Here is a 15,223-nt window from a genome sequence, read left to right on the forward strand (position 1 = left end):
AAGACTGGCCGGAAAAAAGTGGTTTGGATTTTTCAGATAAAAAACAGATTCTGGATTGGTTTAAAATACAATATCCTGAATGGAGCAGCATCTGGTTTGAGCTTTTCGAAAATGTTACAGTGCCTTTCATTCCCCGTCCTATTTACTGCATGCCTTTAAACCAGACCTGGAAAGCTTTGCCCAATCTCACAATAATTGGTGATGCTGCCCATGTAATGCCTCCTTTTGCTGGTGAAGGTGTAAATATGGCGATGCTCGATGCCCTTCAATTGAGCGAAAACCTTACAAGCAGCGAGCACAGTTCTATAGTGGATGCCATTTCTTTTTATGAAACGAATATGAGAAAAAGAGCTTCCCATATTGCCAATGAATCTCTTGAAAACGGAGAAAAGATGCATAATGAGAATTCATTATCCATAATGCTTGATTTTTTCAGTGGACATCATACCGAATAGGCAATTGATTGAATTTTAAAATTAATCTTATGAATACTAATGAGCAAATGAAGATTAAGATATTAGTTTGAACACATTAAATTGAATAACACTTATTAATTTTTTTATCTTTTTTATAATAAATCCGAAAAAATTTTAACTTTGTGATATTAAAAAATTCAACTAAATATCACCTGTGCAAAAAAGCATAACTGCACGGCTTTATCATTAAAGCTGCGTGGTGATTATTTTCTTTCAAATCAGCATTTTATCAGAGATGATAAAGTGTTTATCATTTGTCTAATTCGCTGATCATTACAATCAGAATTATCATTTTTAAACTTTTAACAAAAATATTAACATGAAAATTTCATCTTTATTAATCCTATTCAGCACGTTTGTATTTGGGCAGACTCCCATTAAACGGCTGGACGGAACAACAATTAACGCCGATGCACTAACTCAAAGAGTTGATACACTGATACATAAAGCAAAAGTGACAGGTCTGGAAGTTGCGGTTTTTAACCAAAATAATATGGTGTATCAACGGGCTTTCGGGACATCTAATAATAAAACGGGAAAACCTCTGCTGGTAACGACAAACATGTATGGAGCATCCTTGAGCAAAGCCATATTTGCAGTTCTTATCATGAAGCTTGTTGAAGAGAAGGTAATAAGCCTGGACAAGCCCTTACAGGAATACCTGCCGAAACCGATTTACGAATATCCGCACAAAGTATGGCACGAGGACTACACCGCACTTAAAGACGATCCACGTTACAAAAAAATCACGGCACGTATGTGTCTCAGCCATACAACGGGTTTTCCAAACTGGAGGTGGTTTGAGCCGGACGAAAAACTTCGCATTAAATACGAGCCCGGTTCCCGTTACAGCTATTCGGGCGAAGGGCTCACTTACCTTCAGATTGTTTTGGAAAAAATCACGGGAAAATCTCTGGAAGATCTTGCGCAGGAAAAAATCTTTAAACCGCTGCAAATGCTTTCATCAAGCTACAGATGGCAGCCAGCCTTTGAATCAGATTTTGCAAATGGACACGACAAAGACGGAAAAGTGTATCCAAAAGACAAAGACAATGCACCAAGAGGTGCAGGAACACTGGAAACAACATTTGAAGATTACTGCAAATTTATCACCGCAGTATTGAATAAAAAAATTCTAAAATATTCTTCATACAAAGAAATATTTTCACCTCAGATTAGAATCAGATCTAAAAACCAGTTTGGCCCGGGTGCAGCCATTGATGGTGACTACAATGATGATATTCAATTGTCCTACGGGCTTGGCTGGGGATTACTAAAAACGCCTTACGGACGGGCAGCCTTCAAAGAAGGAGGTGGAGACGGTTTCCATCATTATGGTATTATTTTCCCTGATAAAGGTACTGCGATGGTGATCATGTCTAATAGTGAACATGCCGAAGGAATTTTTAAATATCTTTTAGAATTTGGTATTGCTGATACTTTTACACCCTGGAAATGGGATCAGTACATTCCTTATGACCAGAAATAAAACTCAAACGGGCACAATGTCTTAATTACTTATATCTATTACGTAAATAAATATTTGTTATTAAAAATTGACATTATATCAACTCATTGTGAGGCAATTTTTAACTAAATTGCAGTCTTTTAATAAATAATTTTATTTATGAAAGTCCCTAAGAGTGTAAATGCCGCCAGAAGATCTATAATGCGCAATTTGACGAAAAATATCGGAAGATCAAATTCTGAAATAGACCTAAAAAAAGACATTCAAATAAAGAAAATATTAATTTCACGGCCCAACCACAGATTAGGAAACCTACTTTTGCTCTCTCCATTGGTTCAGGAAGTCATTAATACATTTCCGGACAGTAAAATTGATCTGTTTGTAAAAGGAGGAATTACGCCCACCATCTATAAAAATTATACCAATATTGACAGAATTATCCAGCTTCCAAAAAAGCCATTCAGCAATATTTTTAAGTATCTAAAAGGATGGGCAACCATCAAAACAAAAAGGTACGATCTGGTAATTAATGCCAGCTTCGGATCATCGTCCGGGAGATTATCGACCCTTTTTGCCAATTCGAAATACAAATTGTTCGGGGATATTGATGAAGGCACTTCGGTGAAATATCCTGACTATCATCATACTGCTAAAAACAGCATCTACAACCTAAGAGAATACATTACAAAGCTTGGAATTCCGGGAAACACAGCCGAAATCCCTTCTTTAGATCTTAAATTGAGTAATGAGGAGAAAGAAGAAGGCAGGAAAAAACTGTTTAACATCACAAAAAATGATAAAAAAACAATCTGTCTTTTTACCAATGCCACTGGGGATAAATGCTATTCGGAAGACTGGTGGAATGCATTTTACAATCTCTTAAAACAAACTTTTCCGGATTATAATATTGTTGAGCTTTTGCCGGTTGAAAACATATCAAAATTAAATTTCGCCATTCCATCCTTCTACAGTACGGATATCCGCGAGATGGGCGCTTTTATTGCCAATACGGTCTTATTCATTGCTGCAGATAATGGAGTTATGCATTTGGCCAGTGCAACGGGAACCCCTACAGTAGGGCTTTTTTCCGTAACCAATGAGGATATGTACAAACCTTACAACAACAGAAGCTTTTCCGTTAATACCGGTCAGCATGATAACGAAAGCATCATGAATTTACTCCGGGAAACTATGATCCACATCTAATTTTAAAATTAATAATTATGAAATTGGCATTTGCTGAAGATAGATTACAATATGAACAGGACGTTCTGCATATTTTAAAAAAATTTAAAGATGATGGAGTTCTTATTGGCAGCGGCACAAGAAATGTTATTAAGTTTTTTGATGTGAATGGTTTAATTTTAAACTTTAAATCATTCAAACAGCATAATATTATTAACAGGCATGTCTACAAATTCTACCGCAAATCAAAAGCAAGACGCTCCTTTGAATATGCTCACATGCTTCTAAGTAAAAAATATTACACACCAAAACCGGTTGCCTACATTGAAAATCACGACTTTATAGGACTTACTTCCAGCTATTATATAAGTGAACAACTGGACGATTGCCGCACTCTCACAGATATTCTTGGTGATACATCATATCCTGAAAGGGAAAGAATTATTAAAGAATATACTTTATTGATGTACCGCCTGCATAATGACGGCATTCAGTTTTTAGATAATTCTCCAAATAATTTTTTAATTAAAAAGGAAAATGACAGCTATCAAATTTATATGGTAGACCTAAACAGAATGAATTTCCATGCAAACATTGAGATCGACAAGCGGCTTAAAAATTTTGCGAGGCTTACAAACGATCCTGAAATTATAAAAATAATCGCCGGAGAATATGCCCTACTATCTGGAATCTCATCAGATTACTGCTTAAAAAAAATCCTTGAAGCCACCAATAAAATGCGAATTAAACGTAAGGTAAAAAAGATTTTGAAGCTATATAAGCGTGTGATAAAAATTTAGAAGTGAAATAAATTTAGCTGTGAACATCCTCATTGTTTCAGCCTGATCAAAAACAGAAATCATTTTACTCAATTATTTCTGTTATTGATTTGCTTATTTATTTTATAATGCACCGTTGAAAGATCTTTTAATATTTCTGCGCTTTGCTCCGGTGTGATGTCGCGTTGTGGTTCTGCCAGCATTTCGTAGCCTACCATAAATTTTTTCACTTCCGCATTTCTGAGCAATGGCGGATAAAAATGCATGTGAAAATGCCATTCAGGATGTAGCTTTCCATCGGTTGGCGATTGATGAATTCCCGCTGAGTATGGAAAAGAAATCTCAAAAAGATTATCGTAAATGGTTGTTAAATCCTTTATAATTGATGCTAAAGAAAGCTTTTCGCTATCTGAAAACTCTGATAAATTTTCGGCTTTTCTTTTGCTGACAATCATTGTTTCGTAAGGCCAGACGGCCCAAAACGGCACCACTACTACAAAATCTTCATTTTGCAGAATGATTCTCTCATTGATTTCCAGTTCTTTTTTTATATAATCTTCTAAAAGAGAATTTCCGGTTTTTTCAAAATATTTTTTCAGATTTTCCTCAGTTCTCAAAACTGTAGACGGAATGGATGACTGTGCCCAGATCTGTCCGTGAGGATGCGGGTTGCTGCAGCCCATTACACTTCCTTTATTTTCAAAAATCTGAACATGATTAATGTAATCTTCAGCCCCAAGTTCTTTATACTGTTCCTGCCAGACATCTACTACTTTTTTAATGTCATCAACTTCCATTTCCGGCAGCGTAAGGCTGTGATTTTCTGAAAAGCAAATCACTCTGTTGATGCCCCGTTCCGGCTTTAATGCAAAGAAGTCCGGCTGTTCATCAGAAAATTCAACATCTTCTTTCATCAGAGAACCAAAATCATTGTCAAAAACATACACCCCTTTATACTCGGGATTTTTTTCACCATTTACACGGATATTTCCTGAACATAAGTAGCAATTAGGGTCGTGAACAGGAAGCTGTTCTTCGGCTGTTTTTTCGGTTTGTCCCTGCCAAGGCCGGCTGGCTCTTTGCGGGGAAACCAGTATCCACTCGTCCAAAAGCGGATTATATCTTCTGTGAGGATGCTTTTTTTGATTAAATGACGAATTCATTTCTTTGGTATTCATTAATTCCATCCGATATTTTTACATGGTACACTTTCATCTCGATATCAAAATCTGCTTTATATTTTTCGCTGATTTTTTCAATCACCTCATTTATATTTTCATTTTTGATCAAATTGATGCTGCATCCGCCGAATCCACCACCCATAATTCTCGCACCTAAAACGCCGTTTTCTTTCAACGTTTCTTTTACCATAAAATCAAGCTCCTCGCAGCTTACTTCATATTCGGTGGAAAGCCCGGAATGAGTTTCGGTAAGAAGTGTTCCTAAATATTCTACATCGCCTTCTGACAGAGCCTTAGCTGCTTTTTTCACTCTTTCGATCTCTTCCAAAAGATACCTGCATCTTTTATAGGATACCTCTCCTATTTCAGACCTTACTTCATCAAGCATGGAAATGCTGAAATCCCTGTACTTCTCTACCTCAGGAAACTTTTCCCAGAGTACTCTTTTTCCTGTATCAACGTCTTTTCTTCTGTCGTTGTAACCGGAAGTCAGATGGGTATGCTTTACACAACTGTCAAAAAGCACCAGGCTGTAATCTCCTAAATTAGCTTCAAAATACTGATGTTCCAAAGAATTGCAGTCCAGCATAATCACCTGATGTTCTTTACCGAATACGGATGCGAACTGATCCATAATTCCACAATTGACCCCTACAAAAGTATGTTCGGATTTCTGACCAACGAGCGCAAGCTCTTTCTTTGTTAAATTTAAATCAAAAAGCTGATTGAGAATAAACGCAAATCCGCATTCCAAAGCCGCCGAAGACGATAAACCTGAGCCCATCGGAATCGTGCTGCTGAAAGCAATCTGCAGACCTCCGATCTGTTTTCCGCTTTCCTGAATAGTGTTAAAAACACCCAGAAGATAATTTACCCAGATTTTTGAGACGGGAGCCTGTTTCTGATGAACATTAAAGCTGAAAGAATCGTCAAAGTCTTTTGCAAAAAAAGTACAGTTTTCTGAGTCATCCACCTTTTTTACGGCAAAACAAATATATTTGTCGATGGCGGCAGGAAGCACAAAACCGTCACTGTAATCTACGTGCTCACCGATAATATTAATTCTTCCCGGAGCAAGAAAAAAATGATCCGGCTCTGTATGGAAGAATGATTGGAATGATTCTTTTGTATGATTGATTAATTTCTCCTTCATAGATACTGCAATTTATGCTTTTTTAGAATATATTTTGATAAAGACTAATTTTTATTAGATTAAAATTAATTTATAGTAATTCTTTATACTATTTGATTAATCCTGATTTAATTTATTATTCAAAAACTTATATTATATAAAAGCACTGATTATCACATTATTTTCTTTTTATTATTTTTTGCAGTTTTAGTAGATCAGTTTATTTCATTTTCTGCGAATCTTTTATAAACTGCTCCAAACCGCTGTCTGTTAATGGATGCTTTAGCAAAGACAAGATTGGAGGCAATGGGCAGGTTACTACATCGGCGCCTATTTTAGCACAATTGATAATATGCATGCTGTGTCTCACAGAAGCAGCCAGAATCTCTGTTTCGAAGCCTAAATTATCAAAAATGGTTCTTATTTCTTCAATTAAATTTAAACCGTCGGTGGAAACATCATCCAGCCTTCCTAAAAAAGGTGAAACATAGCTTGCACCGGCTTTTGCGGCCAAAAGTGCCTGTCCGGCAGAGAAAATAAGGGTACAGTTGGTACGGATTCCTTTTCCTGAAAAGTATTTTATCGCTTTGATTCCGTCTTTGGTAACAGGAACTTTTACTACGATCTGAGGATGAAGTGCTGCCAGCTCCTCTCCTTCCGCAATCATTTCATCGTAAGTGACCCCGATGACCTCTGCACTTACGTCTCCATCTACAATATCGCAGATTTCAAGATAATGGTTAAGAATATTTTCTTTGCCGGAAATTCCTTCTTTTGCCATTAAAGAAGGGTTTGTGGTAACGCCATCAAGTATTCCCAATGCGTTGGCCTCCTCTATCATCGAGAGGTTGGCTGTGTCAATAAAAAATTTCATATAATTTGTTTAAGTTATTTATAAGATTTAATTATGATGCCCCATTTTCAATTTGATTTTCTTCAAATCTTCCAGCTCATGAACCGGCTGTTCAATTTCATAAGGAATCAGCATTTTTGAAAAGGTCTGAAAATAAAGCAGACAGGCATCCTTCCACCAGACGGCATCTTTTGCCTGAATTTTAAGCTTCGACCGGACTTCTTCAAACCTTTCTTCATCAATATACGGCTGCATCTTTTCCCATGTTTTTTGATAGTCACGGACATTTTTTACGCCTGTATCATATTTGTAAGAAAGCGCTTCCCATAAAGTTTTTCCGTCTTTCATTTTATAATCCCATGGAACATGATGAAACCAGAGAATCAGGTTTTCGGGGCAGGTTTTGATGTTTCCATACGTTTCATTTAATGGCGGGAAATATTGTGAAACCGCATTACTTCCCGTTTTTGTTCTGTCGAAACCTACTCCCTGAGCATCGGCTCTATGATAATAAACCGGCGACCAGTCCGCCCTTCCGCCCTTATAATCGCCCCAGGGTTCCGGGCCATAATGATGTCCTCCTGCAAAAATATGGTGTAAACCGAGCGGCATCATATAATCCACGGCAGTTTCTCTTGAAGTGAGCATTATTTCTTTTACGGGATTAATAAATTTTTCATTATCGTTAAAAGTCATTTTGATCCATTCATCGGCAATCTGTTCTGAAGTCAGATCGTGATTCCACGCCAAACGCCCGAAAGCATACCAGTTGGCCTGCGCAAAATGATGACCGGTCCAGTTTTTATCTTCCCCGATATTGGCAACAGCCGAAATAGCCGAAATTTTTGAGGATCTTAATGTTCCGTCCGTAATTTTAGCAATTGTAGAACCTTTGCCATCCGAATAAGTATCACTGTCTAAAGTTTCTTTAAATAATGGGGCTAAATAAACCAAATGATTAGAATGCCCCAGATATTCCTGGGTAATCTGAAATTCCACCATTTCCGGAGTCTTTTTTAATGCCCCGAAAAGTGGATTAAATGCTTCACGAGGCTGAAAATCGACAGGCCCGTTTTTAATCTGAATAATAACATTGTCCCTGAATTTACCGTCAAGCGGAACAAATTCCAGATAAGCCTGCTTTGCACGGTCTTCGGAACTTGGGCTGTAAACAAATGCTCTCCACATCACGATTCCACCATAAGGTTTCAGTACATCTGCCATCACATTCGCTCCATCTGCGTGCGTTCTTCCATAATCCTGCGGTCCGGGTTGTCCTTCGGAATTGGCTTTCACCAAAAAACCTCCGAAGTCAGGAATTAATTTATAAATTTCTGATGCTTTTTCTTTCCACCATTTCTGAACGTCTTTATTCAAAGGATCTGAATTCTCAAGTCCGCCCAATACTTTCGGTGAAGAGAAATTTACTGATAAATATACTTTAATGCCGTAAGGTCTGAAAATGTCTGCCAGAACTTTTACTTTTTCGAGATAATCTTTTCGGAGCATATTCGGAGAAGCATTCACATTGTTGAGCACTGCTGCATTGATTCCAATGGAAGCATTGGCTCTTGCATATTCTTCGTATCGCGGGGAAACTTTGTTGGGTAAATCTTCCCATTTCCAAAGGGAGTGTCCTGCATAACCACGTTCTATCGTTCCGTCCAGATTGTCCCAATGGTTGAGAATTCTGACATCGTATGATGGCTTTTCGGTGATGGCAAGATTTGCTGTAGCTGATTTTGTCTGCTGCAGCCTCAAAATATGATAAACCCCATACAATAAGCCTATTTCTTTTTCTGCAGAAATAACCAATTTATTCTGAACTGATTGTATTTTATATCCGCCTTTCAGGCTTTTTAATGATCTGTCGGTTCTAAGTTCAATTTCCTGACCCTGCCAATGATTCATCAATTCTTTTTTAGCAATATTTAAAGTGGGATTATTTCCTTTGAAAATAATTTTATCTGCTGAAATTCCATTTTTTGCCGGAAACCGAAGCCAGAGCTGACTTCCGTCTTCTGCGAAAACTGCAAACGGAATCATTAGAAATAATAGAATGTAAAGTCGGAATTTTTGCATTGGTGAATTTTTTCAAAATTATTTAGGTTTTGGCTGAAGCCAAATTGCATATTCTATTTTAAAACGGGCTAAAGCCCGTTCCTATTGATTTTCTTCCAGACCTTCAATGGTTTTAATTTTACCATTTTCGTCATATTCAAGCTCAATTACTTTCATACTTCTCAGCCAGGTTTTTCCTTCACTCGGTACAGAATCATGGAAGAACAGGTACCATTTTCCTTTGAACTCCACAATGCTGTGATGGGTTGTCCAACCTACTACAGGCGTTAGAATTTCACCCTGAAAAGTAAACGGGCCATACGGATTATCTCCCGTGGCATAACAAATCAAATGGGTATCTCCTGTAGAATATGAAAAATAATATTTACCGTTGTATTTATGCATCCAGGAAGCTTCAAAAAAGCGATGTTTGTCACCGTGAAGCAGAGGATTTCCGTTTTCGTCCACAATGAGAACGTCTTTCGGCTCTTCTCCGAATTCCAGCATATCATCACTCAATAAAACAACTTTTGAAGGAATTGCCGGCTCATTTTCATTAGGAAGAATGGCTGATTCCAGTGCTTTGTTGTTTCTGTAACGCTGCAGCTGTCCGCCCCAGATTCCACCGAAATACATATAATGCTTTCCGCCCTCCTCAAAAATACAGGGATCGATGCTGTAGCTTCCCATCATTGGATGCTTTTCGGGAACAAACGGACCGTAAGGTTTGTCGCTCACCGCAACACCAATTCTGAAAATATCATTTTTATCTTTTAAAGGAAAATACATATAATATTTGCCGTTTTTATGGGCAACATCGCAGTCCCACAACTGTCTCCCCGACCAGGGAATGTCTTTTACCGAAAGAACAACGCCATGATCTGTAATTTCTCCATTTTCAACATCATCCAGGGAAAAAACGTGATAATCATTCATATCAAAATGATCTCCGTTGTCATTTTCTTCTATTCCGCTTTCCCGGTCGTGTGAGGGATAGATGTACAATTTGTCTTCAAAAACGTGTACGGAAGGATCTGCCATATAATCTTTCGGGAATAGATATTTTGCTTTTTTCATTTTTTAATTAGAAGTTAGATGTTAGAAATTAGATATTAGACTTATTTCTATTTTGTTAATTGAATAATTTTTTGCACCACAGGTTTTGCCTGATCATTTCTGTCAAAAAGTAAAGGATAATCTGTCCTGCCTTTTACCGGGAAATCATTTTTCCAGGATTGATTATCGGTAACACCCCACAAAGTCACTCTTCGGATTTTATCCTGATGTTTTAGGAATAATCTGAAAAAATCAAGATAACGGTTTTCCCACGCTGATTTTACATTTTCCGGAAGACCTTTGGTGTAAGGATTCATTTTTGCCTGATATTCCACAGTGTCGGAAACGTTGGCCGAAGTTCCCCAAGGCGAAGGAAGCGCGCTGATTTCCATTTCAGTAACATTTACTTTGACGCCGGCAGAAGCATAATCGACCAGTGCTTTTTCATATTCACTGATGGAAGGAGAATCCATTCCAACGTGAGTCTGCATTCCTACACCATCAACCCGTATTCCTCTGGACTTCATATCTTTGACCATTTTTATCACCGTCTTAACTTTTCCGGGATGCCATTCGTTGTAATCATTATAGTAAAGCTCTGCCTTCGGGTCTGCTTCCTGAGCATATTGAAATGCCAGAGGAATAAATTCTTCGCCAAGGATTTCATAGAATTTACTTTTTCTGTAAGAACCGTCTTCCATTATGGCTTCATTTACAACATCCCAGCCTTTTACCCTGCCTTTGTATCTGGTGACAACCGTTGTGATGTGGTTTTTCAGTCTTTGCTTTAAAACTTCCGCGGAAACGTCTTTTCCATCTTTATCCACGAAAAACCATTTCGGAAGCTGTGAATGCCAAACCAGAGTATGCCCGATGATAAACATCTTATTTCTCTCTCCGAACGCCACGAATTTATCGGCATCATCAAAGACGAATTTGCCTTCTTCCGGCTGTAAAAACATTGATTTCATACAGTTTTCCGCTACAATCGAGCTGAACTGATTTTTAATGATCTCAACCGATTTCGTATCCGTTTCGTGAACCTGCGGAAGACTCATTGCGGTTCCGATATAGAATTTATTTTTGAATGCGCTTTTCAGGGTATTGTCAGAGCTGGCCGTGCCTGCTGTTTTGCAGGAGACAGCTAAGGTTAAAATTCCTAATAATGCTACTATTTTTTTCATAATTAATTTTTAATATTAACGCTAAGTCCGCTATTTTTTTTGATTGCTGAACGTTTCTTTGTTCGCAAAGGTGTTTCACCTAGAAATGTCTACATTTTATACTTGTTCAATCTGCCTTGTCAAGGTTTGGAACCTTGACAAGGCTCATAAGATTTTTATTTTCATTCGTTAAGCCGCAACTTATAAATTTTGGATGAAGTCTTTTTCCTTGTCTTTTATTAACGGGCTAAAGCCCGTTCCTATTGATTTTCCAATTGATCCTTTCAGGAGTTTTTTTAATGCGAATCACTCGCAGCCCGACCTGAGTGGAGCTCATTTTTTGTTATTGCGACTGTCTAAAAGTTCCTGAGATTGCTTCACTTTGTTCGCAATGACAAAAAATAGCGGGAACGGAGGGCGGAAATAGCTGCCCAAATTCATTATTTCATTAATCTTTTGCTTTTCTTCTTTCTTTGAGATCCTGCTCTATTTTAATTTCCATCTTTTTATTGATTTCGTAGAACATAAGAAGGCCGCACGCTAAAAAGAACGGAATGGAAGGAAATACGCTGACCAGCATTTTTGCGCCTGTTGAAACGGTTTCCGGCTGTAAAACATTCACCGTCCCTTCGGAAGAAATATAACCGTACTGACCGATGATATAGGCTACTAATGAGCTTCCGATGCTTAAACCAACTTTTAAACCGACCATCATTGCCGAGAAAATAATAGCCGTCGCCCGCCTGTTGTTTTTCCATTCCGAATAATCGGCAACATCCGCAATCATTGCCCAAAGCAGCGGCGTTCCGATTCCATAGAAAAAACCGTGTAGAATCTGGGATAAAAACATCAATCCTACTGATTTTGGAGGATAAAATATGAATGCTAAAACAAATAATGTTGAAATAAAGAGTGAAGCGATGAATGCGTCTCTTTTACCATATTTGTCGGCAAATCTTTTGGAAAAAGTAATCCCAATGATCATCATAATGATCCCGCCTGCATTGAAGAGTCCGAAACCTGCTGAACGAGGGTCTTCCCCGAAGAAATTCATCCCGATGGAATTGAAGAAATCCGTAATAGGCGATATAAATTGCCGCAATGAAGCTTCGTCTACATAATTGTTAAAATAATAGACATACGAACCGCCTTTCATTGCTAATGTAATGAAAATCAGAGCCGTAACAGTCAGCATGATAATCCATGGCTTATTTTTCTTTAAATCTTTTAAATCTGCACCCAGCGTTGATTCCTGTTCAGGTTTTGGGATCACTCTTTCTTTGGTGGTAAAAAATGTGATGAGCAGCATTACCGTTCCTATAATAGCAAGCCAGGTCATCACCACCTCGATTCCGGCAGCTTTGTCACCATGTCCTGCAGATAAAATAATCGGAAGCATAAAAACCTGTACAAAAAACTGCGCAAACATCACAGCCACAAAACGGTATGATGAAATACTGTTTCTTTCTCCCATATCTCCCGTGATAACGCCGCTTAAAGCTGCATAAGGTAAGTTATTGGCCGCATAAAGCAACAGCAGCAATGAGTATGTAACTGCTGCATATATCATTTTTCCCTGATATGAAAAATCGGGTGTACTGAAAGCGAAGAGTGCCGCCGCACCCAACGGAATGGCAGAAAGCAGAATCCACGGACGGAATTTTCCCCATTTTGTGCGGGTTCTGTCTGCCAGTGCGCCAACAAGTGGATTGAAGCCAAAACCGGCAATCAGGCCAACAGTGAGCGTGATGATGGAGGCGTCTTCTGCTTTTAATCCATAAATATCGGTGTAAAAGTACGCCAGATAAGTCACGAGCGTCTGGAAGACAAGGTTGGCCGCCAGATCTCCTAAACTGTAGCCTACTTTTTCAACGACAGATATTTTTTGGGATGAATTGTTCATTTTAGTAATTTATAATTGATAAATGATAATTGATTATTCCGTTGTGAAAGGCGATGCGGGAAGTCCTGATTTATTTTTCAGATTGCCGTCCGGATTGTCTGCCCAGTCGTAGCGGACTGAGGACGGATCTTTTACACTGTCGTTCCAGACAACAATATTTTTACCCTGGATTTTTGCTTTTGCCCACTCGTATCTTCCGTCTTTTCCTTTAATGGCAAAGCCTTTCAGCTCTGAAACAGGTGCAAAATCATCAGTCCCGCTTTTAAATGACAGAACAATTTTATTTCCTTCAATTTTCATTGATTGGTAAACAGGTCCGTCTGCGATGATATCTTTTTTGTATGCAACTTTCAATGCCTGCAAAGCCAGCCTGTCTCCCACTGTTTTCTTGTTTAAAGGATGAATATCATTCCACTCTCCTATATCGATGATCACGGCAAGCCCCGTATTCGGAACTTTCAGTGAAACCTGCCGCTGCTGGTCTCTGAGTTCTGCCCAATTACTTTCTACAGGCTGTTCTTTGGGTTCCATAAAATTCGCAAGTTGTGCGGTAAAGAAAGGTAAATCTTTCTGGTTCCATTTGTTTCGCCAATCGTTAATCATTGTGGTCAGCAAATCTCCGTATTCTTTTGGTTTTCCGGTATTGCTTTCGCCCTGATACCAAATCGCTCCTTTAATTTTGTAATTAATAAGCGGATGAATCATCCCGTTGTATAATCCGGTTGGTTTCCATCTGATGAAGGTTTGTCCGGGAGCCATTCTTTCCATTTTGACTCCGATTTTATATTTCCACTCGGTTTTTAAATCGATTTTATTTCCGTCAATTTCAAGGTAGTAAGGCTTGTCGGCGATGAATTGTCCTTTTCCGCTTCCGTTGGTAATTCTCACGGCAATCACATTTTTTCCTTCCTTCAAAACACCGGCCGGAATATCGTACCAGCGGGGCGGATATTCATAGGTTACATTTCCTACTTTTTTTCCATTAATATAGGTAACATCGGCATCTTTTATTCTTCCTAAATTTAAAAAAGCCGCTTTTCCTGCCTGATTTTTAGTTAAATTAATTTCTTTTCTGAACCAGATTACTCCTTCAAAAGAACCTTCTTTATCTTCCCAGGAACCCGGAATCTGCATTGTTTTCCAATCGGAATCATTTAAATCAAAACTTTCCCAATGCTGGTTTAATCCGATATCGCTTTGGTCGAGTTCTGCATACCAGGCTTTACCCACTGCCTGTTCTGAAGATTCTGTGGATCTTATCAGCTCATCATTCTGCCATTTTTTGGCCTCATCCTGATATTCAGGATATTTTTTCAGTGAATTTTCATCCATCCACGCCTGAACCGGGGAACCGCCTAAACTTGCATTGATAATGCCGACAGCAACATGGTTTTTCTCACTCAGCTCTTTTGCAAAAAAATAAGCAACTCCTGAAAAATTAAGAATAGTCTGAGGATTTGTAGCCTCCCATTTGCCACCTTCAAGCTCCGTTTGAGGTGATTTAAAATTATACTTTTGAGGAACTGTGAAAAATCTGATATTCTGGTTATTTGCCTTCTTAATTTCATTGGCATAAAGTGGTGTCAGTCTGCGCATGGGAAGTTCCATATTGGATTGTCCGGAAGCCAGCCAGACATCCCCTATTAGAATATCTTTCAATGTAATTTCATTGATGGTCATTGTATAAGGACCTCCTGCTTTCTGCTCAGGAAGGGTGATTTTCCAGTTTCCGTTCTGGTCTGCAGCTGTATTATATTTTTTGTTGAGGAACGTTATTTCCACTTTTTCCCCTGCATCAGCTTTTCCCCAAACATTCAGCTTTTGTTCACGCTGCAAAACCATTCCGTCTGAAACCAATGCCGGAAGTGTAATTTTCGCATTAATGAAAATGCAGAATAGACAGAGAATTAAGCTTGAAATTTTGTTGAGTTTATTGTTCATGGTTTAATTTTTTAATCAGCCTGTT

At 38.4% G+C, this 15,223-nt stretch carries 12 protein-coding genes; 4 read left to right on the top strand and 8 right to left on the bottom strand.

The window, feature by feature from the left end:
• Window positions 1-23 precede the first annotated feature (23 nt).
• The 4 genes from H560_RS23320 (at window position 24) to H560_RS0108385 (ending at window position 3,929) form a co-directional block, all read left to right on the top strand.
• Window positions 24-455: an FAD-dependent oxidoreductase gene (locus H560_RS23320; RefSeq protein WP_228372446.1), complete on the top strand. Its 432-nt coding sequence runs from the start codon at window positions 24-26 to the stop codon at window positions 453-455.
• A 340-nt stretch (window positions 456-795) separates the two neighbouring features.
• The gene (locus H560_RS0108375; RefSeq protein WP_027379623.1) at window positions 796-1,965 is read left to right on the top strand and encodes a serine hydrolase domain-containing protein; all 1,170 of its coding nucleotides are present in this window, start codon (window positions 796-798) and stop codon (window positions 1,963-1,965) included.
• Between the two features lie 138 nt (window positions 1,966-2,103).
• Entirely contained in the window at window positions 2,104-3,150 is a 1,047-nt protein-coding gene (locus tag H560_RS0108380; protein WP_027379624.1) for a glycosyltransferase family 9 protein, read from the top strand.
• Window positions 3,151-3,167: 17 nt separating this feature from the next.
• A complete protein-coding gene (locus tag H560_RS0108385) occupies window positions 3,168-3,929 on the top strand; it encodes a lipopolysaccharide kinase InaA family protein (RefSeq protein WP_034752407.1) in 762 nt (253 codons plus the stop codon).
• A 68-nt stretch (window positions 3,930-3,997) separates the two neighbouring features.
• On the opposite strand, the gene H560_RS0108390 is transcribed toward H560_RS0108385, so the two are convergent.
• From H560_RS0108390 to H560_RS0108425, 8 genes are all read right to left on the bottom strand, one after another.
• Window positions 3,998-5,071, bottom strand: coding sequence for a UDP-glucose--hexose-1-phosphate uridylyltransferase (locus tag H560_RS0108390; protein ID WP_027379626.1), 1,074 nt, complete (start codon window positions 5,069-5,071; stop codon window positions 3,998-4,000).
• A complete protein-coding gene (gene galK / locus H560_RS0108395; RefSeq protein ID WP_027379627.1) occupies window positions 5,055-6,242 on the bottom strand; it encodes a galactokinase in 1,188 nt (395 codons plus the stop codon). Before galK ends, H560_RS0108390 begins: the two co-directional genes overlap by 17 nt.
• Before the next feature lie 199 nt (window positions 6,243-6,441).
• Window positions 6,442-7,095, bottom strand: a complete 654-nt coding sequence (gene fsa, locus H560_RS0108400; RefSeq protein ID WP_027379628.1) for a fructose-6-phosphate aldolase — start codon at window positions 7,093-7,095, stop codon at window positions 6,442-6,444.
• 27 nt (window positions 7,096-7,122) lie between these two features.
• Complete coding sequence (locus H560_RS0108405) at window positions 7,123-9,156, bottom strand: alpha-glucuronidase (protein ID WP_027379629.1); 2,034 nt, start codon at window positions 9,154-9,156, stop codon at window positions 7,123-7,125.
• A gap of 81 nt (window positions 9,157-9,237) precedes the next feature.
• A complete protein-coding gene (locus H560_RS0108410; RefSeq protein WP_027379630.1) occupies window positions 9,238-10,212 on the bottom strand; it encodes a glycoside hydrolase family 43 protein in 975 nt (324 codons plus the stop codon).
• A 47-nt stretch (window positions 10,213-10,259) separates the two neighbouring features.
• The gene (locus tag H560_RS0108415; RefSeq protein WP_027379631.1) at window positions 10,260-11,375 is read right to left on the bottom strand and encodes an endo-1,4-beta-xylanase; all 1,116 of its coding nucleotides are present in this window, start codon (window positions 11,373-11,375) and stop codon (window positions 10,260-10,262) included.
• Window positions 11,376-11,802: 427 nt separating this feature from the next.
• Window positions 11,803-13,257 (bottom strand): MFS transporter, encoded by a 1,455-nt coding sequence (locus H560_RS0108420; protein WP_027379632.1) that lies wholly within the window; start codon window positions 13,255-13,257, stop codon window positions 11,803-11,805.
• Between the two features lie 33 nt (window positions 13,258-13,290).
• Window positions 13,291-15,198, bottom strand: coding sequence for a sialate O-acetylesterase (locus H560_RS0108425; protein ID WP_081413944.1), 1,908 nt, complete (start codon window positions 15,196-15,198; stop codon window positions 13,291-13,293).
• Window positions 15,199-15,223: the final 25 nt, after the last annotated feature.

This window comes from Chryseobacterium daeguense DSM 19388, assembly GCF_000430825.1.
Taxonomy (GTDB): domain Bacteria; phylum Bacteroidota; class Bacteroidia; order Flavobacteriales; family Weeksellaceae; genus Chryseobacterium; species Chryseobacterium daeguense.

Bases quoted from the DNA above. Each gene is read 5' to 3' on its own strand.
- H560_RS0108385 (WP_034752407.1), top strand. From the start codon at position 3,168: ATGAAATTGGCATTTGCTGAAGATAGATTACAATATGAACAGGACGTT.
- H560_RS0108380 (WP_027379624.1), top strand. From the start codon at position 2,104: ATGAAAGTCCCTAAGAGTGTAAATGCCGCCAGAAGATCTATAATGCGC.
- fsa (WP_027379628.1), bottom strand. From the start codon at position 7,095: ATGAAATTTTTTATTGACACAGCCAACCTCTCGATGATAGAGGAGGCC.
- H560_RS0108420 (WP_027379632.1), bottom strand. From the start codon at position 13,257: ATGAACAATTCATCCCAAAAAATATCTGTCGTTGAAAAAGTAGGCTAC.
- H560_RS0108375 (WP_027379623.1), top strand. From the start codon at position 796: ATGAAAATTTCATCTTTATTAATCCTATTCAGCACGTTTGTATTTGGG.
- H560_RS0108405 (WP_027379629.1), bottom strand. From the start codon at position 9,156: ATGCAAAAATTCCGACTTTACATTCTATTATTTCTAATGATTCCGTTT.
- H560_RS0108390 (WP_027379626.1), bottom strand. From the start codon at position 5,071: ATGAATTCGTCATTTAATCAAAAAAAGCATCCTCACAGAAGATATAAT.
- galK (WP_027379627.1), bottom strand. From the start codon at position 6,242: ATGAAGGAGAAATTAATCAATCATACAAAAGAATCATTCCAATCATTC.
- H560_RS0108410 (WP_027379630.1), bottom strand. From the start codon at position 10,212: ATGAAAAAAGCAAAATATCTATTCCCGAAAGATTATATGGCAGATCCT.
- H560_RS0108415 (WP_027379631.1), bottom strand. From the start codon at position 11,375: ATGAAAAAAATAGTAGCATTATTAGGAATTTTAACCTTAGCTGTCTCC.
- H560_RS0108425 (WP_081413944.1), bottom strand. From the start codon at position 15,198: ATGAACAATAAACTCAACAAAATTTCAAGCTTAATTCTCTGTCTATTC.